At 71.1% G+C, this 24,018-nt stretch carries 23 protein-coding genes and 7 tRNA genes; 12 read left to right on the top strand and 18 right to left on the bottom strand.

The window, feature by feature from the left end; translation table 11 throughout:
- Window positions 1–96: 96 nt before the first annotated feature.
- From J7E96_RS32685 to pgsA, 3 genes are read right to left on the bottom strand one after another with little or no spacing between them, the layout of a single operon-like run.
- Complete coding sequence (locus J7E96_RS32685) at window positions 97–1,263, bottom strand: glycosyltransferase family 4 protein (protein ID WP_215136806.1); 1,167 nt, start codon at window positions 1,261–1,263, stop codon at window positions 97–99.
- A complete protein-coding gene (locus J7E96_RS32680) occupies window positions 1,260–2,171 on the bottom strand; it encodes a phosphatidylinositol mannoside acyltransferase (protein ID WP_215136804.1) in 912 nt (303 codons plus the stop codon). Before J7E96_RS32680 ends, J7E96_RS32685 begins: the two co-directional genes overlap by 4 nt.
- A complete protein-coding gene (gene pgsA / locus J7E96_RS32675) occupies window positions 2,168–2,830 on the bottom strand; it encodes a phosphatidylinositol phosphate synthase (protein WP_215136802.1) in 663 nt (220 codons plus the stop codon). The genes J7E96_RS32680 and pgsA overlap by 4 nt, the downstream gene beginning before the upstream one ends.
- 267 nt (window positions 2,831–3,097) lie before the next feature.
- Between pgsA and J7E96_RS32670 the strand changes: the two genes are divergently transcribed.
- Both J7E96_RS32670 and J7E96_RS32665 read left to right on the top strand, forming a co-directional pair.
- Window positions 3,098–5,299 (top strand): elongation factor G-like protein EF-G2, encoded by a 2,202-nt coding sequence (locus tag J7E96_RS32670; protein ID WP_215136824.1) that lies wholly within the window; start codon window positions 3,098–3,100, stop codon window positions 5,297–5,299.
- Window positions 5,300–5,425: 126 nt separating this feature from the next.
- Entirely contained in the window at window positions 5,426–7,093 is a 1,668-nt protein-coding gene (locus tag J7E96_RS32665; protein WP_215136800.1) for a hypothetical protein, read from the top strand.
- A 30-nt stretch (window positions 7,094–7,123) separates the two neighbouring features.
- Here J7E96_RS32665 and J7E96_RS32660 read toward each other — a convergent pair whose 3' ends face one another.
- From J7E96_RS32660 to J7E96_RS32645, 4 genes are all read right to left on the bottom strand, one after another.
- A complete protein-coding gene (locus J7E96_RS32660; protein ID WP_215136823.1) occupies window positions 7,124–7,684 on the bottom strand; it encodes an HIT domain-containing protein in 561 nt (186 codons plus the stop codon).
- 146 nt (window positions 7,685–7,830) lie between these two features.
- The gene (thrS, locus tag J7E96_RS32655) at window positions 7,831–9,807 is read right to left on the bottom strand and encodes a threonine--tRNA ligase (RefSeq protein ID WP_215136798.1); all 1,977 of its coding nucleotides are present in this window, start codon (window positions 9,805–9,807) and stop codon (window positions 7,831–7,833) included.
- A 99-nt stretch (window positions 9,808–9,906) separates the two neighbouring features.
- On the bottom strand, window positions 9,907–11,157 hold the full coding sequence (locus J7E96_RS32650; protein WP_215136796.1) for a hypothetical protein: 1,251 nt from the start codon (window positions 11,155–11,157) through the stop codon (window positions 9,907–9,909).
- Window positions 11,157–11,723, bottom strand: a complete 567-nt coding sequence (locus J7E96_RS32645) for a DUF4365 domain-containing protein (protein ID WP_215136794.1) — start codon at window positions 11,721–11,723, stop codon at window positions 11,157–11,159. The genes J7E96_RS32650 and J7E96_RS32645 overlap by 1 nt, the downstream gene beginning before the upstream one ends.
- Window positions 11,724–11,910: 187 nt before the next feature.
- Between J7E96_RS32645 and J7E96_RS32640 the strand changes: the two genes are divergently transcribed.
- Window positions 11,911–12,639, top strand: a complete 729-nt coding sequence (locus tag J7E96_RS32640) for a 3'-5' exonuclease (protein WP_215136792.1) — start codon at window positions 11,911–11,913, stop codon at window positions 12,637–12,639.
- A gap of 83 nt (window positions 12,640–12,722) precedes the next feature.
- Here J7E96_RS32640 and J7E96_RS32635 read toward each other — a convergent pair.
- Together J7E96_RS32635 and J7E96_RS32630 are read right to left on the bottom strand one after the other, a co-directional pair.
- Window positions 12,723–12,794, bottom strand: a tRNA-Val gene (locus tag J7E96_RS32635).
- Between the two features lie 39 nt (window positions 12,795–12,833).
- Window positions 12,834–13,277, bottom strand: a complete 444-nt coding sequence (locus J7E96_RS32630; RefSeq protein WP_215136790.1) for an SRPBCC family protein — start codon at window positions 13,275–13,277, stop codon at window positions 12,834–12,836.
- A gap of 102 nt (window positions 13,278–13,379) precedes the next feature.
- Here J7E96_RS32630 and J7E96_RS32625 point away from each other — a divergent pair, with 102 nt between their 5' ends.
- Entirely contained in the window at window positions 13,380–15,785 is a 2,406-nt protein-coding gene (locus J7E96_RS32625; RefSeq protein WP_215136788.1) for an SCO7613 C-terminal domain-containing membrane protein, read from the top strand.
- A gap of 72 nt (window positions 15,786–15,857) precedes the next feature.
- Here the strand turns inward: J7E96_RS32625 and J7E96_RS32620 are convergent.
- Window positions 15,858–15,929, bottom strand: a tRNA-Val gene (locus tag J7E96_RS32620).
- Window positions 15,930–15,994: 65 nt separating this feature from the next.
- A complete protein-coding gene (locus J7E96_RS32615) occupies window positions 15,995–16,450 on the bottom strand; it encodes a TIGR02611 family protein (RefSeq protein WP_215136786.1) in 456 nt (151 codons plus the stop codon).
- Between the two features lie 190 nt (window positions 16,451–16,640).
- Between J7E96_RS32615 and J7E96_RS32610 the strand changes: the two genes are divergently transcribed.
- Both J7E96_RS32610 and J7E96_RS32605 read left to right on the top strand, forming a co-directional pair.
- Window positions 16,641–17,054, top strand: coding sequence for an SsgA family sporulation/cell division regulator (locus J7E96_RS32610; RefSeq protein ID WP_003987206.1), 414 nt, complete (start codon window positions 16,641–16,643; stop codon window positions 17,052–17,054).
- 198 nt (window positions 17,055–17,252) lie between these two features.
- Window positions 17,253–17,813 (top strand): CGNR zinc finger domain-containing protein, encoded by a 561-nt coding sequence (locus J7E96_RS32605; RefSeq protein WP_215136784.1) that lies wholly within the window; start codon window positions 17,253–17,255, stop codon window positions 17,811–17,813.
- Window positions 17,814–17,828: 15 nt separating this feature from the next.
- Here the strand turns inward: J7E96_RS32605 and J7E96_RS32600 are convergent, their stop codons facing one another.
- Both J7E96_RS32600 and J7E96_RS32595 read right to left on the bottom strand, forming a co-directional pair.
- The gene (locus J7E96_RS32600; protein WP_214976624.1) at window positions 17,829–17,984 is read right to left on the bottom strand and encodes a hypothetical protein; all 156 of its coding nucleotides are present in this window, start codon (window positions 17,982–17,984) and stop codon (window positions 17,829–17,831) included.
- Between the two features lie 132 nt (window positions 17,985–18,116).
- On the bottom strand, window positions 18,117–18,536 hold the full coding sequence (locus J7E96_RS32595) for a hypothetical protein (RefSeq protein WP_215136822.1): 420 nt from the start codon (window positions 18,534–18,536) through the stop codon (window positions 18,117–18,119).
- 163 nt (window positions 18,537–18,699) lie between these two features.
- Between J7E96_RS32595 and J7E96_RS32590 the strand changes: the two genes are divergently transcribed.
- Window positions 18,700–19,215, top strand: a complete 516-nt coding sequence (locus J7E96_RS32590; protein WP_215136782.1) for a DsbA family protein — start codon at window positions 18,700–18,702, stop codon at window positions 19,213–19,215.
- Window positions 19,216–19,230: 15 nt separating this feature from the next.
- Here the strand turns inward: J7E96_RS32590 and J7E96_RS32585 are convergent, their stop codons facing one another.
- From J7E96_RS32585 to J7E96_RS32575, 3 genes are read right to left on the bottom strand one after another with little or no spacing between them, the layout of a single operon-like run.
- Entirely contained in the window at window positions 19,231–20,070 is an 840-nt protein-coding gene (locus tag J7E96_RS32585) for a GNAT family N-acetyltransferase (protein ID WP_215136780.1), read from the bottom strand.
- A gap of 54 nt (window positions 20,071–20,124) precedes the next feature.
- On the bottom strand, window positions 20,125–20,946 hold the full coding sequence (locus tag J7E96_RS32580) for an aminotransferase class IV (protein WP_215136778.1): 822 nt from the start codon (window positions 20,944–20,946) through the stop codon (window positions 20,125–20,127).
- Window positions 20,943–22,007 carry a chorismate-binding protein gene (locus tag J7E96_RS32575; RefSeq protein ID WP_215136776.1) on the bottom strand — a complete coding sequence of 355 codons (1,065 nt, stop codon included), beginning with the start codon at window positions 22,005–22,007 and terminating at the stop codon, window positions 20,943–20,945. The genes J7E96_RS32580 and J7E96_RS32575 overlap by 4 nt, the downstream gene beginning before the upstream one ends.
- A gap of 144 nt (window positions 22,008–22,151) precedes the next feature.
- Between J7E96_RS32575 and J7E96_RS32570 the strand changes: the two genes are divergently transcribed.
- From J7E96_RS32570 to J7E96_RS32550, 5 genes are all read left to right on the top strand, one after another.
- A tRNA-Gly gene (locus tag J7E96_RS32570) sits at window positions 22,152–22,224 on the top strand.
- Window positions 22,225–22,263: 39 nt separating this feature from the next.
- Window positions 22,264–22,337 (top strand) — tRNA-Cys (locus J7E96_RS32565).
- A gap of 1 nt (window position 22,338) precedes the next feature.
- Window positions 22,339–22,410: transfer RNA gene (locus J7E96_RS32560), tRNA-Val, on the top strand.
- 39 nt (window positions 22,411–22,449) lie between these two features.
- A tRNA-Val gene (locus J7E96_RS32555) sits at window positions 22,450–22,521 on the top strand.
- A 48-nt stretch (window positions 22,522–22,569) separates the two neighbouring features.
- A tRNA-Val gene (locus tag J7E96_RS32550) sits at window positions 22,570–22,644 on the top strand.
- A gap of 53 nt (window positions 22,645–22,697) precedes the next feature.
- Here J7E96_RS32550 and J7E96_RS32545 read toward each other — a convergent pair.
- Together J7E96_RS32545 and J7E96_RS32540 are read right to left on the bottom strand one after the other, a co-directional pair.
- Window positions 22,698–23,000 carry a zf-TFIIB domain-containing protein gene (locus J7E96_RS32545; RefSeq protein WP_215136774.1) on the bottom strand — a complete coding sequence of 101 codons (303 nt, stop codon included), beginning with the start codon at window positions 22,998–23,000 and terminating at the stop codon, window positions 22,698–22,700.
- A 68-nt stretch (window positions 23,001–23,068) separates the two neighbouring features.
- The coding region (locus tag J7E96_RS32540; protein ID WP_215136772.1) for a phosphotransferase family protein at window positions 23,069–24,018 on the bottom strand (950 nt) is incomplete at its 5' end.

Here is a 24,018-nt window from a genome sequence, read left to right as displayed (position 1 = left end):
GCGGCCACGTTACCTGGGCGGTGCCGGGCCCTTTGTGGGTGCCGGGGGCGGGCCGCTCCGGCCGGTGGGCAAAGCTGAACCGTCACCACCGCACGGTCAGTCCCGGTCGCGGGCCAGCCCGAACCGTGCCCGCAGCCCAACCCGCTCATCCGTGTCCACCGACGCCGCCCCGTCCGTCACCGTCTCGTACACCGACAGGATGTCCGCCGCCACCGTCGACCAGTCGAAGCGCCGTACGTGCGCCGACCCCCGCAGCCGCAGCTCCACCAGCCGCTCCGGGTCCCCCAGCAGCCGCACCGCCGCCGAGGCGAGCGCGTCCGCGTCCTCGTTGGCGAAGAGCTCGCCCGCCGCCCCCTGGTCCAGTACCTGCGCGAACGCGTCCAGGTCGCTGGCCAGCACCGCCGCGCCCGCCGACATCGCCTCGACGAGGATGATGCCGAAGCTCTCGCCGCCGGTGTTCGGCGCGACGTACAGGTCGACACTCCGCAGCAGCCGCGCCTTGTCCTCGTCGCTCACCATGCCGAGGAATTCGACGCGGTCGCGCATCTCCTCGGGGAGGGATGCGACCGCTTCCTGCTCGTCGCCCCGGCCCGCGACCAGCAGCCGGGTGTCCGGGCGCTCGGCCAGGATCTTCGGCAGCGCGCGCATCAGGACGGGCAGGCCCTTGCGCGGCTCGTCGATGCGGCCGATGAAGCCGATGGTGTTGCCCTGCCAGTCGGCCTCGGGCTCGGCCTTCGCGAAGAAGTCGACATCGACACCGTTGGGGATGACGACCGCGTCCCCGCCTAGGTGCTCGACCAGCGTGCGCCGCGCGTACTCGCTCACCGCGATACGCGCGCTGATCTTCTCCAGCGCGGGCTGCAGGATCGGGTACGCCGCGATCATCGCCCGGGACTTCGGGTTCGAGGTGTGGAAGGTGGCGACGATCGGACCCTGCGCGGCCCAGCACGCGAGCAGCCCGAGCGACGGCGAGGTCGGCTCGTGGATGTGGATCACGTCGAACCTGCCGTCGTGCAGCCAGCGCCGCACCCGCGCGGCCGACAGGAAGCCGAAGTTGAGGCGCGCGACCGAGCCGTTGTACGGCACGGGCACAGCCCGGCCGGCGGACACGACGTACGGCGGCAGCGGCGTCTCGTCGTCCGAGGGAGCCAGGACACAGACCTCGTGCCCGAGCCGGATCAGATGCTCGGCCAGGTCACGGATGTGGAACTGGACGCCGCCCGGCACGTCCCACGAGTACGGGCAGACAATGCCGATCTTCACGAGCTCTCCTGACGCGGCTCGAGATCATCGAGCCACAGCCGTTGCAGCATGTGCCAGTCCTGGGGGTGGTCGGCGATACCGGTCGCGAAGGCGTCCGCCAGCGCCTGGGTCATCACCGACGTCTTCTCGGCCTTCGTCCCCGCCTCCGGTACGTCGACGGGCGGGTGGACCCGTCCGCGCATCACCGGCGAATCGTCGTACCAGAGCGTCACGGGCAGGAGCAGCGCCCCGGTCTGCTGCGCCAGCAGTGCGGGCCCGCTGGGCATGCGCGCCGTATCGCCGAAGAACTTCACCTCGGTGCCGGACGCCGACAGGTCGCGGTCGGCGACCAGGCAGACGAGGCCCCCGGCCCGCAGCCGCCGCGCCAGCGTCCCGAAGGCGCTGCCGCCCTCGTGCGGCAGGACCTCCATCCCGAGGCCCTCCCGGTACGCGACGAACCGGTCGTACAGCGTCTCGGGCTTGAGCCGCTCCGCGACCGTGGTGAAGGGAATCTCCAGCTTGGTGGTGGCCCAGGCGCCCGCGAGATCCCAGTTGGCCAGGTGCGGCAGCGCGATGATGACGCCCCGCCCGGAGGAGATCGCGTCGGTGAGGCGGTCTATGTCCTCGACCTGGACGCCGTTCTTCACACGCTCCGGGCTCCACGCGGGCAGCCGGAAGGACTCCATCCAGTAGCGCATGTACGAGCGCATGCCGGCCCTGGACAGCTCGGCGAGTCGCTCGGGGCCCGCGTCCGGCACGACCCGGGCGAGGTTGGACTCCAGCCGCAGCACGCTTTTGCCGCGCCGCTTCCACACCGTGTCGGCGATCGTGCGCCCGAGGGCGACGGACACCGGTTCCGGCAGCTTCTTGACCGTTGCCCAGCCGAGGCCGTACAGGGTGTCCGTCAGTCGTTCCCTGGCGCCGCTCACGACGTCGCCTCACTTCCCGGCGTGGCAGCGGCGTCGGCCTCCGCCGCTTCCCGGCGTACGGTCACGACGCGCTGGCCCAGCGTCACCAGGCTACCCACGGCCACGACCCACAGGGCGATGGGCAGCAGTACGTCGATGCCGGGCACCCCGAAGTCGTGGAATCCGGCGAGCCCCGCGGCGACCAGCGTGATGACGAGCCGTTCGGCGCGCTCCACCAGGCCGTTGACCGCGACCGGCAGGCCGATCGCCTCGCCCCGTGCCTTGGTGTACGAGACGACCTGTCCACTGGCCAGGCAGAAGATGGCGACCGCGCACAGGACGTTGTCGTTGCCGGTGCCCGCGTACCAGAGCGCGATGCCCCCGAAGACGGCCGAGTCGGCGACCCGGTCGAGCGTCGAGTCCAGGAACGCGCCCCAGCGGCTCGAAACCCCCGCCTGCCTCGCCATATTGCCGTCGACGAGGTCGGAGAAGACGAAGAGCGTGATGACGATCGTGCCCCAGAAGAACTCTCCCCGGGGGAAGAAGGCCAGCGCACCCGCCATCACTCCGGCCGTACCGATGAGCGTCACCGCGTCGGGGCTCACCCCACGGCGGAGCAGAAACGCGGCGAACGGTGTGAGGACACGCGTAAAGAATGCACGCGCGTACTTGTTCAGCATGGCCTTCCCGAGGGTTCGGTGGCCGTGTGGCCCCTATGGCTACCGGCTGGCCCATCGTAGCGACGATGGTCCCGGGAGACTGCCGGGGCATCGCCGGGCCGTCACAGGGCCTCCTGGCGCCTCTCGGTCGCGTACTACGTATGGACGTGCCGTGGCGCGAGTGGAAAGCTCGAAAGACCGCGGGCGTCACTGGTGTCGCCTCGCCACTGCGGCTCCCACATGTCCGCGCCCCCTCTCCTCACCGTGCTCGAAATGGGAGGCAGAATCATGGGCGACAAGACGCATTCACACCCCGGGGCCGCCGGCAGGGCAGTAGCGGCCGACCGGCCCGCGTCCGTACGCAACGTCGTGCTGGTCGGCCACAGCGGATCCGGAAAGACCACCCTGGCCGAGGCCCTCGCGCTGGCGGCGGGAGCGGTCAACCGGGCGGGCCGCGTCGAGGACGGCACGACCGTCTCCGACTACGACGAGATCGAGCACCGGCAGCAGCGTTCGGTGCAGCTGTCGCTGGTCCCCGTCGAGTGGGGCGGCGTAAAGATCAATCTGATCGACACTCCCGGATACGCCGACTTCGTCGGGGAGCTCCGGGCCGGTCTGCGGGCGGCTGACGCCGCCCTCTTCGTCGTCTCGGCATCGGACGGCGTGGACGGCTCGACCCGGATGGTGTGGGAGGAGTGCGCCGCCGTCGGCATGCCGCGGGCGATTGTCTTCACCCACCTCGAAGCGGCCAGGTCCGACTTCGACGAGATGACCCGGGTCTGCGCGCAGACCTTCGGCGGCGACGACCCCGACGCCGTACTGCCGCTGTATCTGCCGCTGTACGGGCCCAAGGGACCGGACGGGCACGCCCCGGTGAAGGGGCTCGTCGGCCTGCTCTCGCAACGGATATTCGACTACTCCTCCGGCGAGCGGAAGGACACCCCGCCGGACGGGGAGCAGCTGCCCCGGATCGCGGAGGCACGCGACCGGCTGATCGAGGGGATCATCGCCGAGAGCGAGGACGAGACCCTCATGGACCGCTATCTCGGCGGCGAGGAGATCGACTACAAGACGCTCGTCGACGACCTGGAACGAGCCGTCGCGCGCGGCACCTTCCATCCGGTACTGGCCGCCGCGCCGGCGGCCGAGGGGACCCGCGAGGGCATCGGCACGATCGAGCTGCTGGAGCTGATCACCGGTGGTTTCCCGACGCCTGTCGAGCGCGAGGCGCCGGTGGTCACGACCCCCGACGGCAGGCCCCGCCCGGCGGTCACGTGCGACCCCGACGGGCCGCTGGCCGCCGAGGTCGTCAAGACGGCGTCCGACCCGTACGTCGGGCGGGTCAGCCTGGTGCGGGTCTTCTCCGGGACCCTGCGGCCCGATGAGACGGTGCACGTGTCGGGGCACGGCCTCACGGACCGGGGCCACGAGGACCACGACGTGGACGAGCGGATCGGCGCGCTGTCCTCCCCGTTCGGCAAGCACCAGCGGACCCTGAACCGCTGCATCGCGGGCGACATCGCCAGCGTCGCGAAGCTGATGCGCGCGGAGACCGGGGACACCCTGTCCGCGAAGGACGACCCGCTGCTGATGGAACCGTGGACCATGCCCGACCCGCTGCTGCCGCTCGCCATCCAGGCGCACAGCAAGGCGGACGAGGACAAGCTCTCCCAGGGGCTGGCCCGGCTGGTCGCCGAGGACCCGACGATGCGCCTGGAGCAGACCCAGGACACCCGCCAGCTGGTGCTGTGGTGCCTGGGCGAGGCGCACCGCGACGTGGCGCTGGAGCGGCTGCGCAGCCGGTACGGGGTGCGGGTGGACGTCGTACCCCACAAGGTGTCGCTGCGCGAGACGTTCGGCGCCGGCGCGGTCGGCCGCGGGCGGCATGTGAAGCAGTCCGGCGGCCACGGCCAGTACGCGATCTGCGAGATCGAGGTGGAGCCACTGCCGCCGGGCAGCGGCATCGAGTTCGTCGACAAGGTGGTGGGCGGCGCGGTACCACGCCAGTTCATTCCGTCCGTCGAGAAGGGCGTACGCGCCCAGGCGGCACGTGGGGTCGCCGCCGGCTACCCGCTCGTGGACGTACGCGTCACGCTGCTCGACGGAAAGGCCCACTCGGTCGACTCCTCCGACGCGGCGTTCCAGACGGCGGGCGCGCTGGCGCTGCGCGAGGCGGCGGCCGACGCGAAGATCCATCTCCTCGAGCCGGTCGCCGAGGTGCTGGTGCTGGTGCCCGACCAGTACGTCGGGCCGGTCATGAGCGACCTGTCGGGACGGCGGGGCCGGGTGGTCGGAACCGAGCAGGCGGGCGGGCAGGGGCGCACGCTCGTACGGGCCGAGGTTCCGGAGATCGAACTCGGAAGGTACGCCCTGGACCTGCGGTCGGTCTCGCACGGCACCGGACGGTTCAGCCGCTCGTACGCCCGCCACGAACCGATGCCGCCCCAGCTCGCGGGCAAAATACGCGAACAGGCCGAAAAGGGAACATAGGCCCATAGTTGACAGGCCGCCCGCCCAAATCTCTTGCGGCGGGCGGCATTTCACTGTCCCATGACGGGCAGGGACACTACTGGACAAGCAGTTGGGAACAGGCCGCAGGGGCGGTTACGTGCGGCGATGGGGGCAGCAGTGGCGGATGACGGGTTCGACTTCTCACCGGGGGCGCAGGTCCCGCTCCAGGGATCGGCGGGCCAGACGGCGGCGACACAGGCCCTCGCCTCGGCGGCGTACCGCGACAGCCCGGTCACCGAGATCCTCAAAGCGGACAGCGAATGGCACAAGTCCGAGGTGAAGAAGGGCAAGCTCTCCCTCCTCGAACCGAACCTCGGCGAGGCCTTCTCACGCGCCGTGCAGGTACGCATGCTCGGCGGGGCCCGCAAGGCGCTCATCCAGTCCTTCGGCACCGAACCGCAGACCGTCGTCGAGCACTGCCTCGCCGCGACCCGCATCCGCAAGGAACGGGACGCGAAACTCACCGGCGTCATGGCACTCTTCGGCCTGGCCTTCCTGCCCGGTCTGCTCATCTGGCTGGGCGTCTTCCAGCTGCGCCGTACGATCGCGGGCTCCAAGGACAAACGGGCCGGCGCCTTCGCCACCGCCGCCCTGGTCGCCGTCGGCGGACTCGCCGTGATCGCCCTCGTCAAGCTGCCCTTCGGCGGCTTCTGGGCGATCTACCTGCGGGCGATGCTCGTCGCGCCGATCATCGGCTGGCTGTGGGCGAAGCAGATCAGCGAGTCCACGGCCAACGACATGCGGGCCCGCTGGGAGGCCCTGCTGTCGGGCGGCGGCGTGGGCGCCAAGATCCCGGAAGCCGTACCGCGCGACCCCAACGAGTCGGCCGCCGAGCAGCTGCGCCAGTCGCTCGCCAAGCTCACCGCCGAGCAGTACAGCAACTCGGTCTTCTACGCGGGGCCCAAGGGAATACTCGGCATGGGCACCCGATGGGGCAGCTGGCAGCTCGCCGAAGAGCTCGTCTCACGGGACCCCGGCAAGGAGATCCACGGTTTCCGCAGCTGGGACGTCATACGCGCGATCCACGACCAGCTGCGCATGCTGGAGCGCGGCCCCCTGCACACCGGCGGCTTCCCGAAGCCGTCCGTACGGCACTGGATCGTCGCCCCGATCGGCGAGAACGCGGCCGAGGTGACCCGGCCCGACGGGCAGGACGTCGACGCGTTCCAGACCAAGGGCCACGAGATACAGCGGATCTGCAACGAGCAGCAGTTCGGCGCCGGAAACCGCCACTATCTGGGCGTGCAGTTCACACTCTGGGACGGCCAGCTGATCATCACCATGCTGATCACCGTCACGGTGCTGCACGAGACGCTGCGCATCGAGGTCACGGGCCACGCGCTGGGGCCGGTCCACTCGCTCTTCACCACAAAGCCCGCGGCCAAGACGGTGACCGTGAGCAAGCCGGTCAAATTCTGGGAGACGGTGGACAAGAAGCTGCCGCTCGTCGACGCGAACGAAGTGGTACGCCTGGCCGTCCGCGCACCGTTCACCTGGTTCCCGCCGATCCTCGACTACTTCGGCGGCAAGATCGTGCTCCCGGAGCCCTTCGGCCTGCGGCACGCCTGGGCGGAGAAGCCCTGGCGGCACCGCTTCATGGCCGACGACGCGATGCGCGCGGCCACGCCCGTACTGCGCGTCGTCCACGCGGCGGCCATCCGCGTGCTCGACGACCACGGCGTGGACACCGACCGCTTCAGCAACCGTTCGCTGATCCTCAGCGGCCTGGTGCAGGACGCGGCGCCGAGGCAGGCCGACGTTTACGACGCGTAATACAGGGCCGGGGGCGGGGGCGCCCGTGGGTCAGGCGGCCGGCCAGGCATCGGCCAGCATCTTGCGGGTGTCCCCCAGCAGCTGCGGCAGCACCTTGGTGTGCCCGACGACCGGCATGAAGTTCGTGTCCCCGCCCCAGCGCGGCACGAGGTGCTGGTGCAGATGCGCCGCGATACCCGCCCCGGCGACGGCACCCTGGTTCATCCCGATGTTGAACCCCTGGGCGCCGGAGGCCGTCCGCAGCGCGGTCATCGCACGCTTGGTGAAGGAAGCCAGCTCGGCGGTCTCGGCGTCGTCCAGGTCCGTGTAGTCGGCGACATGGCGGTACGGGACGACCATCAGGTGCCCGCCGGTGTACGGGTAAAGATTCAGCACCGCGTACACCTGCTCACCGCGCGCGATGACGAGCCCGTCCTCGTCGGACTTCGCCGGAATCGAGCAGAACGGGCAGCCGTCCTCGGCCCCCGGACCGGTCGGCTTGTTCTCCCCCTGGATGTACGCCATCCGGTGGGGCGTCCACAGGCGCTGGAACGCGTCCGGCGTCCCGACTCCGATCTGCTGCTCCGGCTCAATCGTCATGCGGGCCAGCATATTCCCTGGGGCGGCAGGACAAGCGGCGAGGGGCGGCCCCGGATGGGACCGCCCCTCGAAAACCCCCGCGCGTGCGGGGAACTGGTCGGCATCTGTCATGTGCGACCGATAGCGTCCGGATCACCCCCGCTTACGCGGGGACCATGTCACACCTGCACCCGGCGCTCCACCACGTCAACGAGCTTCGCCAGCGCCTGGTCACGCGGGATGCCGTTCTCCTGGGACCCGTCGCGGTACCGGAACGACACCGTGCCCGCGCTCATGTCCTCGTCACCGACGATGATCATGAACGGAACCTTCTGCTTCTGCTGATTCCTGATCTTCTTCTGCATACGGTCCGAGGAGGCGTCCACGTCGACCCGGAGCCCCTTCTTCTTCGCCTCGGCGGCGAACTCCTGAAGGTACGGAATGTGCGCGTCGCCAATCGGGATGCCGACCGCCTGCACCGGAGCCAGCCACACCGGGAACGCACCCGCGTAGTGCTCGAGCAGCACCGCGAAGAACCGCTCGATGGAGCCGAACAGTGCGCGGTGGATCATCACCGGACGCTGCTTGCTGCCGTCGGGGCCGGTGTACTCCAGGTTGAAGCGCTCAGGCAGGTTGAAGTCGAGCTGGACTGTCGACATCTGCCACGTACGGCCGATGGCATCGCGGGCCTGGACCGAGATCTTCGGGCCGTAGAAGGCCGCGCCGCCCGGGTCCGGGACCAGCGGCAGACCCTGCTTCTCGGCGACCTGGCGCAGGGTCTCGGTGGCCTCTTCCCAGATCTCGTCCGAGCCGACGAACTTCTCCGGGTCCTTGGTGGACAGCTCCAGGTAGAAGTCGGTCAGGCCGTAGTCGCGCAGCAGACCGAGGACGAAGGTGAGCGTACGGTCGAGCTCCTCCGCCATCTGCTCCTTGGTGCAGTAGATGTGCGCGTCGTCCTGCGTGAAACCGCGGGCCCGGGTCAGGCCGTGCACGACGCCCGACTTCTCGTACCGGTACACGGTCCCGAACTCGAAGAGGCGCAGCGGCAGTTCACGGTAGGACCGGCCCCGCGCGTCGAAGATCAGGTTGTGCATCGGGCAGTTCATGGGCTTGAGGTAGTAGTCCGTGCCCTCGTCGAGCTGCATGGGCGGGTACATGCCGTCGGCGTACCAGTCCAGGTGACCCGAGGTCTCGAAGAGCTTCCCCTTGGTCGCGTGCGGGGTGTAGACGAACTCGTACCCCTCCTCCTCGTGCCGGCGGCGCGAGTAGTCCTCCATGACCCGGCGGATGATGCCGCCCTTGGGGTGGAAGACCGCGAGGCCCGAGCCGATCTGCTCGGGGATCGAGAAGAGGTCCAACTCGGAGCCGAGCTTGCGGTGGTCGCGCTTCTCGGCCTCGGCGAGGAACTCCAGGTGCGCCTTCAGCTCGTCCTTCGACGGCCACGCGGTGCCGTAGATGCGCTGGAGCATGGGGTTCTTCTCGCTGCCGCGCCAGTAGGCGGCGGCGTTGCGCATGAGCTTGAACGCCGGGATGTTCCGGGTGGTCGGCAGGTGCGGACCACGGCACAGGTCCTTCCAGCACAGGTCGCCGGTCTTGGCGTCCAGGTTGTCGTAGATGGTCAGCTCGCCGCCGCCCACCTCGACATTCGCGCCGTCGTCGGTCGAAGCGGAGCCCTTGATGCCGATGAGCTCCAGCTTGTACGGCTCGTCCGCCAGCTCCTCACGCGCGGCCTCGTCCGAGACGACGCGGCGCGAGAAGCGCTGGCCCCGCTTCTGGATCTCCTGCATCTTCTTCTCGATGGCCTTGAGATCCTCGGGCGTGAACGGCTTCTCGACGTCGAAGTCGTAGTAGAAGCCGTCCTTGACCGGCGGGCCGATGCCGAGCTTCGCCTCGGGGAAGAGCTCCTGCACGGCCTGCGCCATGACGTGCGCGGTCGAGTGGCGCAGGATGTTCAGGCCGTCCTCGGAGGAGATCTCGACCGGCTCGACCTCCTCGCCGTCGGCGACGACGTACGCCAGGTCCTTCAGCTCGCCGCCCACGCGCGCGGCCACGATGGTGCGCTCACCGGGGAAGAGTTCCGCCGCCGTAGTGCCCGTGGTCACCACGCGCTCTTCCCGCTCGGAATCGCGTTGGATGAACACACGGACGTCTGACACCGGTCACTCCTGACTGAGGGGGTCGCGACAGAGGAGACTGCGCGCCCCTGAATCGTACCGAGCCCGGCGGCCACATCGCTAAACGGTTATTTCCCGCCGCTACTCCCCGCCGCACGCCTCCTCGAAAAAGTCCAGGTTCTCCTGCAGCGACTTCATCAGCCGGTCCCGCTCCGCGTCGTCCACCTGCACCGGCACCACGCTCTCCGCCCCCGTGAGCCGCCGGAAACCGCCCCGGCTCTCCAGCTGCCCGTGGACCCTGACCGGCAGCCCGACCAGATGGGCGTGGCCGGCGATCCGGTACGCCTCCTCGTCGAGCACCACCCGTACGTACGGCACCTCCGCCCCGGCCAGGACCCGCAGCCGCACCGTGCCCGGCCCGCCCGGTCCCGAGCGCCGCATCCGTACCACCGTGCCGGTGATCCGTACCGCCACGGACGGCTCGCCCAGGGTGTACCGGGCACCCGCCTCGCGCAGCGCCGGCAGATCGCCCGGCGAGAACTCCACCGCCTCGGGATGCGCCGCGCACCCCTCCGGCACCCCGGCGGCCGGCGACCACTCCAGCCCGATCCGGGTGCTCTCCGAGCCGTGCACCAGCGCGATCACCGCGTCCGTGAGCTCACGGCTCACACCGGCCTCAACGGCCGAGTCGAAGGCCTCCATGCCACCCGTCGCCCGCTTGTAGTCGACGGCCTCGCGGGCCGCGTGCAGGGCGTGGTGCAGCCGCACGACAACGCCGCGCCCCGCTTCCACCGGTACGAACGCCGTGAGCGCGCGCCCACCGGGCGCCGGCCCCACCAGCACGCCCTCCAGCGACGCCTGCGCCTGCCGCCGGTGCCGCGCGCCGTAGTACCCGGCGCGCCCGCGCGCGGCGAGCGCCGCCGCGAGCAGCATCTGGCGTGCCGCCGAGCGCAGTTGCTCCTGCGCGGTCCACGAGGCGGCTCCGGACGGTCCTTCCGGTACGTCGCGCCACCAGCGGATCTCATCACTCGGGACGGCGAGTGAGACCAGCACCTCGCGGGCGGAGGGCGCGGCGCACCGGGCGAGCGCGGTCAGTGCCTCGCCGAGCAGGTCGTCGCTGTCGGGGAACGCCCTGCTCTCCGGTACGAGCAGGCTCGTACCGGCGCCGGACGGTCCGGGCGCGGTCCAGCGCGCGTAGCGCCCCGCCGCTCCCCCGCGCCGCCGCCACCCGTGCCGGGCGAGCAGTACGCCGAGCACGGCGGGGTCCACCTTGGCGGGGTCGGGCCCCGCACCGGCGTCCCAGACACCGGCACCCGTGGCGAAGCCGCTGTCGGGCTGGGGCTCCGTGCTCGGGTGTGGTCGTACGGGCTCGTCGATCGGCCGGTGCTGCATCAGGGTCTCCCTCCCACCCCGACCCGGGTCATGATCTCGCAGAGTGCTCGGTCGTCGAATATCCGCGAGGTCGGGATCCGCACAGTTGTCCTGCGCCTGCCCGTCACCGGGTGTCCGGCCAGGTTGGTCCAGTAGCAGCAGTGCCGCAGATCGAGGCGGTCGTGACCGGCGCGCAGCCAGTCGTCCTGGGCCCGCGGTACGAGCATCACGACCAGGATCTTGTGCACCGACACCGGGCTGCGGGCGAGCTTCTCCAGGTGCGCGTTGTCGAGCGTGAAGGAGAACGTGCCCCCGGCCGGGTGCGGCGGGATCTGGTAGGTGCATTTGAGCTGCACTTTGATGGTGACTTCGTCATCGACGGTGTGCTCGGGAGCGCTGTGGCTCACGTGCCAGTCGATGCCGTTGTCCGGAAACGGCTGTGAGAGAGAACATCCCGCGGCCGCCGCGACCGCGTGCAGATAGCCCACCTGAAGAGTCTCCATGCAGGCAGTGGTGGCGAGTCCGCCGCGCAGCGGTGCGATCCGCTCGGGCAGCAGCCCGCCCGGTTCGGGCTGCGCGAGCGCCATGGCTGACTGTGCCTTCCGGGCTGTGCCGATCAGGTTCCCCACGACGGGCCGTCAATTCCACGGCCCGCTACCTGTGTTGTCTCCGTTCTGGCTGCCCCGCAAACGGCGTACCGCACAAACGAGCCGGGTATCACCGGTTCGGGCAGGGGACGCACGCCATCTGCCAAGGGAGCAAGAGGAGTTCGCCATGACGTGCTGGTACGAAGGGCCCCTGGCCGCGTTCGACACCGAAACCACGGGCGTGGATGTCGAGGTGGACCGCATAGTTTCCGCCGCGCTGGTCGTGCAGGACACGCCGGGCGGACGGGTGCGGGTGACGCGCTGGCTGGTGAATCCGGGCGTTCCGGTGCCCGCGGAGGCGGCCGCGATCCACGGGCTGACGGACGATCACCTTCAGCGCAACGGCCGCTGGCCCGCGCCGGTCATGGAGGAGATAGCCAGGGGCCTCGCCGAGCAGAGCATCGCCCGGCGGCCCCTGGTGGTGATGAACGCGCCGTTCGATCTGACGCTGCTGGACCGCGAGCTGAGGCGCCACCGGGCGTCGTCGCTGACGCGCTACCTGGACAGCCGCCCGCTGTGCGTGCTGGATCCGCGCGTACTGGACAAGCATCTGGACCGCTACCGCAAGGGCCGCCGTACGCTCACCGACCTGTGTGCGCAGTACGAGGTGGAGCTGGACGGCGCGCATGACGCGGCCGCCGACGCGACGGCCTCACTGGAGGTCGTACGCGCGCTGGGGCGCCGTTTCGCCGCGCGTCTGGACGCGCTCTCGCCGGCCGAACTGCACTCGCTCCAGGCGGTGTGGCACGCGGCGCAGGCGCGCGGCCTGCAGGCGTGGTTCGCGCGCAACGGGTCGGAGGAGGCCGTGAATCCGGCATGGCCGCTGCGCCCCGAGATTCCGGCGGCGGCCGCCTGAGCGGGCCCCGAGCGGCCAGAGCGGCCCGGCGCACGGGAACACAAAAAAGCCGGTCCGTCGGTGACGGACCGGCCTTCCCCGGGTGGGCGATACTGGTTTCGAACCAGTGACCTCTTCGGTGTGAACGAAGCGCTCTCCCACTGAGCTAATCGCCCGGGAACGGACTGAACCATACAGGCCCTCACCGGGTTGGTTCAAACCGCGAGAGCGGCCGCCAGCCCGCGCCGCCCACCCCGCATCATCAGCGCGTGATTGGCGATGAGCAGGGGGCGCCCGGGTACGGCGAGCCGGCGCACCAGCGCCTTGTGCACCCGCACTTCCTGCTCGTAGAGGGCGCGTGTGCCGTTGCCGTGAGGGCGCACGGTCCAGCGCGCCCAGCCCTCCATGTCGCCGGTCATGGCCACTTCCAGTACGCCGGCTTCCGGTGCGCGCCGCTTCTGGTGAAGGGTGAAGACGAGTTCGTACGGCAGGAAAGAACGCACCCGGACGATGCCGGTGCTGTCGTCCAGGCGCGTGACACTCCGCACCTGTGGCCACCATCGGGGGTACGCGTCGACCTGTTCCAGGGCGGCGCAGACCGCGCCGGGCGGGGCGTGCAGGTCCCACACACTGCGGAAGCGGTAATGGTTCCAGTCCATCCCGCAAGTCTGCGCGCGGCAGGCGTGTCCATGCGTACTCACGTCGGATATGAGTATCCGCACCCATGTCGTGCCGTGTGTCGGGCACCACACTCCTCAACCATGGAGAACGCGCCACCACCCGCCGAGGAATTGGTGATCCTCGACCGCGAACTGGGACAAATTGAAGCCCGTCGCGCCCAGTTGCTGGCCCGCAGGGCGTGGCTGCTCAGTGCCATGCAACAGGCCGTGGCCCCACAGAATCCCTTCGCGCCGCAGCACGCGCCGCGGAACGACGCCTCACCGCGCAGCGCGCAGAACGTGCTGCTGACCCTCGGCGGCATCCTGCTGACGATCGCCGCGGTCGCCTTCACGCTGGTCAGCTGGGGCCACATGGGCATCGGCGGTCGCTCGGCGGTGCTGGGCGCCGTGACGGCCCTGGCGCTGGCCGCGCCGGCCCCGCTGCTGCGCCGCGGGCTCGTCTCGACCGCCGAGTCGGTGGGCGCGCTCGGGCTGGCTCTCACGGTGCTCGACGCGTACGCGGTGCACCGCGTCGCGGCGCCGGACACGGACGGTCTCGCGTACGCCGCGGTCAGCTCGGCCGTACTGGCCGGGCTCTGGGCGGCGTACGGTCTGGGCTTCGGCCGGCTGCGGCTTCCGCTGCCCGCCGCCCTGATCACCGCTCAACTCCCGTTCGTGCTCTGGGCGCTGGCGGCCGACGCGAGTCCGCTCACGCTCACCTGGGCGCTGCTGGCCACGGCCGCGCTCGATGTCGCCGTGGTCCTGTGGGGCACCGGCCGCGCGGTACGCCCGCTGGCCTGCGCCGGGGCCTGGCTGACGGGTGCGGGGGCGCTGCTCAGCGCCGCCGCCATGTCGGTGGCGGCGGCGAGCTCCACCGACGCGCTGCGCCCGGGCGTACTGCTGCTGGCGGTCGCAGCGCTGGGCCTGTTCGCCGCCTGGCGCGCCCCTGCGCCGCAGGCCGCCGCACCGTCGCCGCACGCCGTCGCGGCCTCGGCAGTTGCCGGGCTCGCGGTGCTCGCGGCCGTCGGTGGTGTGCTGCGGCCCGCCGTGCCGGACGCCTGGGCCGTGCCCGTGTACGTGCTGTGCGCGGTGGCTCTGCTGGCCGTCGTACGGGCGAACCTGCCGCGCCCCATGGTTCTGGGCCTGGCCGGATCGTCCGGTGCGGTGCTGGCGGCGGCCACCCTGTGGGCGCTGCCGCTGGTCGCGGTCACTCTGCTGGGCCCCGCCGCCTGGGCGGAGCGCGCCTGGTCCGGTGCCCCGGCGGGCGTGCGGGAAGCGCTGGCCTCCGAGGTCCCCTGGTCCTGGACGTCCACCGCCCCGCTGGTGCTGCTCACCGTGGCCGCCGTCGCCGCGACGACGCACCGCCTGACCGCACCCGGCTCCACCCGGCGCGCCCCGGCGGCATGCGTGGCTCTCGCGCTGTCCTGGGCCGCGGCGTACGCCACTGGGGCCGCGCTGGACCTCGGCTACCCGGCGGCCGTAACGCTGTACGTGCTGCTGGCCGCAGCGCCCCTGGCCCTGGCGGTCCGCGCCACGGCCCCCGGCTCGCCCCTCGCGCTCACCGCGCTCGCCTGCGCCGTCGCGTCGGCGGTCTCCGTCTCGCTGCTGGCGCTGGCCGCGCAGGCCGCCACCTTCGCCGTGCTCGGCGTCATGCTCGCCCTCTTCGGCGCGTCCGCCGCGCTCGGCGGGGGAGCCGTTACGCCGCCGGTCGCCGCCGGGGCGGCCGTCGTGTACGCGACCGGGCTGGCCGGCGCCGCCGCCTCCTCCTTCGCACTCGCGCCCCATCACGCCGGGCTGGTGATCCTCGCCGTCCCGGCGGCGGCCGCCGTGCTCGCCGCCCGGATCCGCGACCACGTCACCGCCCTGCCGCTGGAGGTTACGGGCGCCGCGGCGGGGCTGCTCGCGATCGGCCTCACGGTGAACCACGCGCCGACCCTCGCCCTGGCCCTGGCGCTGTCCGGCGTCATCGCCGCGGGCACCGCCGTACGGGCCGGCCGTCGCCCCGTCGGATACGCGGCGGCCGCGCTGTTCGTACTGGCCACCTGGGTCCGCCTCGGCGCCTCGGACGTGGTCACGCCCGAGGCGTACACGCTGCCCGTCACCGTCCCGGCGCTCGCGATCGGTGTGCTGCGGCGCCGGCGCGACCCCGGGGCCTCGTCCTGGGCGGCGTACGGCCCCGGGCTGGCCGCGACCCTCCTGCCGAGCCTGATCGCGGCCTGGGGCGACCAGCACTGGCTGCGCCCGCTGCTCCTCGGGGCGGCCGCCCTCGCCGTGACCCTCACGGGCGCCCGGCAGCGGCTCCAGGCCCTGCTGGTGCTGGGCTCCGCGGTGCTCACCCTGGTCGCGCTGCACGAGCTCGCGCCGTACGTCGTCCAGGTCGTCGGCGCACTCCCCCGCTGGCTGCCGCCGGCCCTGGCGGGCCTGCTCCTGCTGGCCGTGGGGGCGACGTACGAGCAGCGCCTGCGCGACGCGCGACGGCTGCGGGACACCCTGGGCCGGATGCGCTGAGGGCCGGCCGTTCCCGGTCACGGGAACGGCGAAGGCCCGGAAGACTTTTGTCTTCCGGGCCTTCGGTCCGGGTGGGCGATACTGGGTTCGAACCAGTGACCTCTTCGGTGTGAACGAAGCGCTCTCCCACTGAGCTAATCGCCCCGGCGCTCCGCAAACATTACCCCATGTCAGCGGGTCCCCAGAACCGATTCGCGGTCACCGGACGGTCACTCGTCGATGTTCCACGGCATCGCCATGCCGAACTCCCAGACGTAGATCCCGACCAGCACCGCGACGATCACCAGGCCGATCGTGGTGAGGATGATGTTGCGCCGCCGGACCTTCGGATCGAGCGCCTTCTGGGCCGCCTCGGTGACTTTCCGTTTCGTCCAGCGCAGCACGAGCTGCGCCCACACGAACTCGGTGGCCCAGATCGCCATGCCGCCGAAGATCACCAGCCAGCCGGGCCCGGGCAGCGGCAGCATGACCACGCCCGCCGCCACGACCGCCAGGCCGATGACGAACACACCGACCTGCCAGCTCAGGTGCAACGTTCTGTAGCGCTTGATGACCTGCGGCGCCCGGGAGCCCAGCTCGCGCTCGGACCCCGTCGCGCCCCCCGTGGCGGGCACTGCCGCCGCCGGGTCGACGACTTCTTCCCGCTCGTTACTCTCCGCATTCATAGGGCCCAACCTACCGGACGGGATCACCTCGCCGAAATGGTCGTACTGCCTCAAGTGTCACTCCGCCGTACGAGGTACCTGAAGAGCCGCAAAAAGGTCAGAGGGGTTTACAACGACACCGTAGGTGGCATGTCGATTTCGCCGACGTGCGAATCCCCGAGCGCACACTGAGCGAAAGGCCCTGGCGCTTATGAACACCACGGTCAGCTGCGAGCTGCACCTGCGCCTCGTAGTGTCGAGCGAGTCATCACTGCCTGTACCCGCGGGCCTGCGGTATGACACGGCCGATCCCTACGCCGTGCATGCCACCTTCCACACCGGAGCCGAGGAAACCGTCGAGTGGGTGTTCGCCCGCGATCTCCTCGCTGAGGGCCTTCACCGGCCCACCGGTACCGGCGACGTCAGAGTCTGGCCGTCCCGCAGTCATGGCCAGGGCGTCGTGTGCATCGCCCTGAGCTCCCCGGAAGGAGAAGCCTTGCTCGAAGCCCCGGCGCGGGCCCTGGAGTCGTTCCTGAAGCGGACGGACGCCGCGGTACCACCTGGCACCGAGCATCGTCACTTCGATCTCGACACGGAACTCTCACACATCCTGGCGGAGAACTGAGCCAGACCGAGAGCCACCCACCGCCGTCCGACTCGGGGCGACGGCGTGGGGCGGACAATTGCATACGGAACACGGTATGCACCGGCGCCGTCTCCGCGGATTTCACCGCGGGGACGGCGCCGGTGCGCGCCGGGCGCGAGCCGCTAAAGTCGACCGGCAACTGCGGGCGCCCGCCCGCAGCAGGCCAGGGAGCGAATCGTGCTGATCCCCCACGACACCAAGCGCGCCCTCGACGTCGTCGTCGATCTGGTGAACACGGCGCCGGAGAGTGACCGGAGCGGCGACCGGCTCGAAGACATCGAGGCGCTGTACGGCTTTGTGCGGCTCCATCACATCAGCGACGTGGGCAGGCTCACCGAGGCGGATCTGAGGGCCGTACGCGACGTGCGAGAGCGCTTCGCGGACGTGTTCGCGGCGCCCGACCCCCGCACCTGCGCGGAGCTGATCAACCAGCTCGTGGCGGCGGCCGGCACCACACCGCGGCTGACCGACCACGACGGCTTCGACTGGCACGTGCACTACTTCGCACCCGGCGCCTCGGTCGCGGACCATCTCGCCGCGGACTGCGGGATGGCGCTGGCCTTCATCGTGGTCTCCGGCGAGCACGAGCGGCTGCGGCGCTGCGAGGCGCCGGACTGCCGGCGGGCCTTCGTCGACCTGTCGCGCAACCGGTCCCGCCGCTACTGCGACAGCCGCACCTGCGGGAACCGGCTGCACGTGGCGGCGTACCGGGCACGGCGCAAAGAGGCCGCCGGCTGAAACACCTCGCCCGCCTCACAGCAGGAAAAGATCATGCATCGCCGCCATCAGCAGCAGGAAGCCGATGAGCGCGAGGAAGATCATCAGGGGTGGCTGGGAGAGCGCGAAAAGGCAGCCGCGCGGTTCTTCTTCGGTGGGTGCGGGGGCTTCGCCCCGGGTTGTGTCCAGCATCTCGGGCCGATGATGACGCAGTGCGACCACCGGTGACGACCAACACACCCACCTGCGACGGGAGTTCGCCGGATCTTGACCGTTCGCGATCTTCCAGTGACCGCTTAGGCGTCCGAGTTGCCAGGTTTCCCGTCAGATGCCGTGCTTCTTCAGGATCGCTTCAATGTCGCTGAAGTCCTCCGGCCGCGTCTGTTCCTTCTTGGCCGACGTGGCCGGCTTGACTGCCCTGCCTGCCTGCGGGGCGACCGCTTCGCGCTGGGCGGCCCGCGCGGCCTTGCGCTCCTGGCGGGTGCCGCCGGTGCGGCGCTCCACCGCCCTGGCCGTCACGAAGAGCAGCCAGGAGAGAGCGAGCACGCCGAAGCCCGCCCAGACCACCGGTTTGAAGGCGATGCCCGAAACCCACTCGACGACGCCGGTCATCACCAGGCCGACCGGCACGAGCGAATAGGCGGCGATGCGCGTCGCAGCCAGGAATCGCTTGCGGTACGCGGTGATCGCGGCGATGCCCAGACCGGCCGCGGACGCCGCGGAACAGATCGTCTCTGCCAGCATCCGGTCCTCCAGTGCCAGGTGTACGGGGGTACGGTCCCCTCCATCCTGCACCGGACGGGGCCACCCGGGCCACGCCCCCGTACGACCTCAGGGACATATCGGGGGCACCCTCCTCCCCAGGTCCCGGTTGGGGTGCGGCGTACCGGGCTGGAAGACTGGGCCCATGACCGACTCCTCCCCCGCCTCGCCGGCCCGCCCCGTCGTCCTCGACATCTGGTGCGAGCTCCAGTGCCCCGACTGCCACTCCGCGCTGGACGACGTGCGCGCCCTGCGTGAGCGCTACGGCGACCGTCTCGACGTACGGCTGCGCCACTTCCCCCTGGAGAAGCACAAGCACGCCTACGCCGCCGCGCAGGCCGCCGAGGAGGCTGTCGACCAGGGCAAGGGCTGGCCGTACGTGGAGGCGGTCCTCGCCCGTAACGAGGAGCTGGCGGCGAAGGGCGAGCCCGTCCTGCTGGAGGTCGCGGCCGAACTGGGGCTGGACGCCGAGGAGTTCGACACCGCCCTGATCGACGGCAGGCACCTCCTGATCGTCGACGCCGACCAGGCCGAGGGCAAGGCGATCGGCGTCACCGGCACGCCGACGTACGTCATCGACGGCGAGCGGCTGGACGGTGGCAAGAGCCAGGAAGGGCTGCGCCGGCGCATCGAGGAGATCGTCGACCGGCTGCTCGCCTGACCCGCGCGCTCGCCCTCACAGGAGCTGCTTGTAGAGGTGGTACGACACCGGCTCGTAGCCGAGTGATTCGTACAGCCGAAGGGCCGGGGTGTTGTCCGCGAAGACGTTGAGGCCTATGCGCTCGGTCCCGGCCGCCAGCGCCTTGCGCTCGGCGAGCAGCAGCAGCGCGCGTCCGAGGCCCTGGCCGCGGTACTCCTCGGCGATCTCGACGTCGAAGACGTACGCACCGCTCTGGCCGGGGTTCGGGTGCCGCAGCGCCAGCCAGAGCGTGCCCACCACCCTGTCGTCCCGGACGAGGACGCCGAGGTAGGTGTCCGGGGTGGCGACTCCGTCGGCGAGAGCGGTCGCGTGGTCGGCGTCGCACGTGGCCCGCGCCGCCTCCTCGGAGAGTCCGCGCTCGGCCAGGGAGCGGGCGTAACCCTCCTTGGTGTGGGCGAGCCAGGTCTCGAATTCGCTCTCGCTCATCGGCCTGCCCGTGACGCCTTCGGGCAGTTCGGGAGGGTGCGCGGGCAGGGGTTTGGTCATGTTGCGGCCGCGTTCGGTGTAGCCGAGAGCGGCCGCCATGCGCCGCGCGGCCGCCGCCTCGGCCGGGACGGAGATCTCCACACGGCCGCAGCCCCAGCCGCGCAGCACCTCCTCGGCCGCGAGCGCGGCGACCGTCGCTCTCCCCCGGCGCCGGTCGGCCTCGTCGATGCGCAGTCCGGCGACCCGGCCCACGGCGGCTCCGAAGCGGGGGTCCGTGGACAGCTCGACGACACCCACCGGGCGGCTGTTCACACAGACTTCGTACGTACGCGACTTCGCGCCGTCGGCGCCTTGCTGAAGCGGCGCTGTGGGCCGCAGGGTTGTGGTCATCAGGGGAGTTGTACCCGCCGGACGGCCACCCGTCATCCCAGATTCCCGGCGCTTTTACGGGTCCAGGTCCGACGCCGCCCGCTCGTCGAAGACGCGCATCGCCTTGGCCGTCAGGGGGCCCGGCGCCCCCGGCAGTTGGCGCCCGTCGACCCGGTGCACCGCCTGCACGTCGCGCAGCGTGGAGGTCAGGAAGACCTCGTCGGCCCGCTCCAGCACGTCCAGCGGCAGGTCGGCCTCCTCGGCGCCCGTCCATTCGACGGTCAGGGCGCGCGTGATGCCGGCGAGGCAGCCGGAGGAGACGGGAGGGGTGAGCAGCCGGCCGTCGAGGACGACGAAGACGTTCGACCCCGTGCCCTCGCAGAGCTGTCCGACGGTGTTCGCGAACAGCGCCTCGGAGGCGCCCTGTTCGCGGGCGCGGGCCAGTGCGACGACGTTCTCGGCGTACGACGTGGTCTTGAGCCCGGTGAGGGCGCCGCGCTCGTTGCGCGTCCAGGGGACGGTGATCACGGCGGTGCTGTCGGGGCGGCGGCCGGCCTCCCCGAGGGCGACTATCAGGGTGGGGCCGGTGTCTCCGCGCTCGGAGCCGAGCGGCGAGAGGCCGCCGGTGTAGGTGATCCGCAGCCGTCCGAGCGCCATGGGGTTGGCGTCCAGGACCGCGGCGCAGGCGCGGCGTACCTCGTCGAGGTCGGGCTCGGGCAGGCCGAGGCCACGGGCCGAGCGGGCCAGCCGGTCCAGGTGCCGGGTGAGGGCGAAGGTCCGTCCCGCGGTCGCCTTCACCGTCTCGAATATGCCGTCGCCCACGGTCAGACCGTGATCGAGTGCGGACACCCTGGCGGTCGCCGCATCCTGCAGCCCGCCGTCGACCCAAAGTTTCATGACGCGGTCCTTCCCATCTCCCGGTACGTGCCCGACGCTACCGCGAGCAGCCGGGATGCCTTCAGTTCGGTCTCGTCCCATTCGCGCTCGGGGTCGGAGCCCCAGGTGATGCCCGCGCCCGTACCGAACCTGAGGACCGGGCCGCCGGGGACGGTGCGGTCGATCCAGAAGGTCCGTATGCCGACGGCCAGCTCGCCGGTGACGCGATCCGCGTCCACCCAGCCGATGCCGCCGCAGTACGGGCCGCGCGGCGCGGTCTCCAGCGCCTCGATGATCGTGAGGGCGCTCGACTTGGGGGCGCCGGTCACCGAGCCGGGCGGGAACGTCGCGGCGAGCAGCTCGGCCCAGCCGGCGTCGGGCGCGAGTTCGGCGCGCACGGTGGAGACGAGGTGGACGAGGCCCGGGTGCGGCTCGATGACGCAGAGCTCCGGAACGGTCACGGAGCCGGGGACGGCGACCCGCCCCAGGTCGTTGCGGACCAGGTCGACGATCATGACGTTCTCGGCGTGGTCCTTCTCCAGCAGGTCGCCGGCGGTGCGCCCGGTGCCCTTGATCGGCCCCGACTCGACGGTCCGCCCGTCGCGCCGGAGATAGAGCTCGGGTGACGCGGTGGCTATCTCCACGCCGTGCGCGGGGAGCCGGATCGTTCCCGCGTACGGCGCCGGGTTGCCCCGGGCGAGGAGGGCGGTGAGCGCGTCGACGTCGGCGCGTGCGCCGGGGCGGTCGGGCAGCGGCGCGGCCAGGACGCGGCAGAGGTTGGCCTGGTAGACCTCACCGGCCGCGATGTGCTCGCGGATGCGGCGTACGCCCGCCGTGTACGCGGCGCGGTCCATCGACGACGTCCAGTCACCGGCGGCGGGGCCGCGCCAGGCGCCGGGCACGGGAGCCGGGACCGGCTCGGCGCGTACGTCGCCGAAGCGGGCACAGACGAGACGGCCCTCGAAGTCGGCGGTGACGGCCCAGAAGCCGGCGGAGTCGAGTGCGGCCGGATCGCTGGTCACATCGCGCAGATCGGAGGCGACAAGGCCGCCGAAGCGGGCCAAAGGGGGAAGGTCGTACACGGCCCCGAGTCTAGAGCGGACGGCCGTGACCTGCGCCGGGGCGGTCGCACCGCAGCACGCTGCACAAACGCGTTTTTGTACTGGCCCCGGAATCCGCTAGAGTTCAACACGTCGCCGGGACATGGAAACGCCCCGGCAAGACAAGCGGACGTGGCTCAGTTGGTAGAGCATCACCTTGCCAAGGTGAGGGTCGCGAGTTCGAATCTCGTCGTCCGCTCGGTGTGGGGGATCTTCCCGACCCCTGTCATTCACTCCTGGTGGAGTGGCCGAGAGGCGAGGCAACGGCCTGCAAAGCCGTCTACACGGGTTCAAATCCCGTCTCCACCTCCAAGGACGATTAGCTCAGCGGGAGAGCGCTTCCCTGACACGGAAGAGGTCACTGGTTCAATCCCAGTATCGTCCACTGGATTCCCGGCTGTATCTTGACCGGGGTGTCCGTCCCGCGCGATTAGCTCAGCGGGAGAGCGCTTCCCTGACACGGAAGAGGTCACTGGTTCAATCCCAGTATCGCGCACGCAGTTCATCCGCAGTCAGCAGTACCGCATGATCAACTGAACACCCCGCGCGATTAGCTCAGCGGGAGAGCGCTTCCCTGACACGGAAGAGGTCACTGGTTCAATCCCAGTATCGCGCACCACCCGCAAGCAGCCCCGGCCGTGAATCACGGCCGGGGCTGCTTCGTGTTCATGGTCAGGACGAGAAGAGCATCCGGCCGAAGCCCTTCTGGTGGTGACCGCCGTGGTGGCCGCCGTGGTGACCCCCGTGGTGACCGTGCTGCGGGGCGCCCCAGGCGGGTGCGGGAGCGGCGGGGTAGGGCTGCTGCGGGGCCGGGGGCGGAGGCGGGGCCTGCTGGGTCCATTGCGACTCCAGACGGGTCAGCGACTCCAGCTCGCCGTAGTCGAGAAAGATCCCGCGGCAACCGCTGCACTGCTCGATCTGGACACCATTGCGGTTGTACGTGTGCATGGGTGCATGGCACTTGGGGCACTGCATGGTCGGGTCAACTCCTCGCCGTCGGTTCGGCATCGCCGGAATGCATGCCCGGCGACGGTCCGTTCACCCTACGACGTGACTTCGGACTCCAACTCGGCCGGTAGAGCCGCGATTCGGGCGCAGGCCTCGATCATCATCTCCTCCACCTCGTCCAGCGGCCGGCTCTCGGCGGCGGACTTGGCGAGGGCGAGAGCGGCGGTCTGGACGGTCAGCGCGCGGGCGGGTACGTCGAGTTGGGGCCAGGGATCGCCGCCGTCGTCCGGGCGTACGGCCGTGCCTCCCGCGGCCCGGTACGCGCCGAGGAACCGGTGCCAGATGTCCGGTGCGAGCAGGCCGGCGGCGTACCAGGCGGCGGGGCGGGCCAGGTCCCAGGCGGGGTCACCGACGCCCATGTCGTCCACGTCGATCAGCAGCCAGTGGCCTTCGGCGGCGGGGTTGGGCGGGTGGCGGACGAGTTGGCCGAGGTGGAGGTCGCCGTGGCAGAGGGCCGCGCGGTCGGGCGGGCGGGGGGCTTCGTCCGGGGCTTCGTCCCGCGCCCAGGCGGGGAGGCGGGTCCAGGCGCGGAGCACGGTGGGGGTGGCGGGGTGAGGTTCTACCGCCTTCATGCGCGCGACGGCGCGGGCGGCCTTCGCGGGGCCGCGCATGGGCGGAAGCGGCGCGGGGAGCTGGAGCGCGCCGGGGGCGACGGCGTGCAGCCGGGCGAGGAGGGTCGCGGCGTCCTCCCAGGGGGCGGCGTCTGGGTCCTCGGGGTCGACGGGGGTTCCGTACGGCCACAGGGTGAGTGGCCGGCCGTGCAGCACGGTGAGGGCGGCGCCCGCTTTCGCGGCCGGCACGGGCAGGGGTGACAGGAGGATTCCGGTGAGGAGTGGGTCCGCGGCGATGGCCACCCGCGCGGTGAGGGCGGCGAGGTCCGTGTCGGGAGCGTGGGACTTGGCGACGACATCGTGGTGGCGTACGACCGTGCCGTCCGGCCTGTCGGCCAGGATGTGAGGGTGGGCGCAGGGGCAGGGGGTGGGTG

This window comes from Streptomyces sp. ISL-96, assembly GCF_018614035.1.
Lineage (GTDB): Bacteria > Actinomycetota > Actinomycetes > Streptomycetales > Streptomycetaceae > Streptomyces.
The sequence above is the reverse complement of the archived record's forward strand: the minus strand, read 5'-3'. Positions and strand labels throughout refer to the sequence as shown.